Below are 864 nucleotides of genomic sequence, written 5' to 3' on the forward strand. Positions count from 1 at the left end.
TAAGATGATCGACTTCCTTCTTCGCCCTGAAAACGCAGCGAAAATTGCTCTAGAGATCGGTTACCCAACACCAGTTAAAACAGCTTACCCTCTTCTTCCGAAAGAATTTTCTGAAGATAAGAACGTTTTCCCGCCACAATCAGTGATGGATAATGGTGTTTGGCAAGACGAAGTTGGCGAAGCGAGCGTTATTTATGACGAGTACTTTCAAAAACTTAAAGTAGACAACTAATTTGTTAGCAAAAGTTTAATTGTTGCTAGTAAGTTAAATAAAGCGGCGTAAGCCGCTTTATTTTTATTCAAAATTTATATAGGATTAAGCAAACAATACGAAGTGCGATTACATATGCAAGCAAACCCTATCCTGTTAGTTGTGACTTTTATGCTGTTAGCGTCACTGTTGATGCTTGGCCTGAGTTCATTTATTCATATTGATTCAAATTATGATTTGTTTTTCGAAACAAATACCCTCGTGATCACTATGTACATCTATTATGTTGCGCGTCACGCCATTCGTCCCCACAAAGCTCTTCGCTACGGCGCTCTATTACTCATTTTTAACCTGTTTTATGACGTATCAACCGAGCTTAAACATCTTGATGAGTGGGCTGACCAAAATGAACTAATAGATACCTTCTTGGAAGACGGGTTGCTACAAATAGCATTTTTATTGATTGCTTACGGTATTACTGAATTAACTGGCAAGATCAAAGACCAAGGTAAACGCGACGAGCTTACTGGTTTGTATAATCGCAAGAAGTTTGACGCGATCAAACTTGCAGAGTTTGAGCTCATTTACTTCGACTTAGATGGACTAAAAGAGACAAATGACCTTAAAGGCCACAAAGTTGGAGATTTAATGAT

2 pseudogenes are annotated in these 864 nt (G+C 38.3%); both read left to right on the top strand.

What is annotated here, in order from left to right:
* Positions 1–232: pseudogene (potD, locus tag AB4496_RS07520) on the top strand (spermidine/putrescine ABC transporter substrate-binding protein PotD); the annotation flags it as partial.
* 102 nt (positions 233–334) lie between these two features.
* Positions 335–864, top strand: a pseudogene (locus tag AB4496_RS07525) (GGDEF domain-containing protein); the annotation flags it as partial.

It is taken from the genome of Vibrio sp. 10N.222.46.A1 (genome assembly GCF_041473595.1).
Classification (GTDB): domain Bacteria; phylum Pseudomonadota; class Gammaproteobacteria; order Enterobacterales; family Vibrionaceae; genus Vibrio; species Vibrio tasmaniensis_A.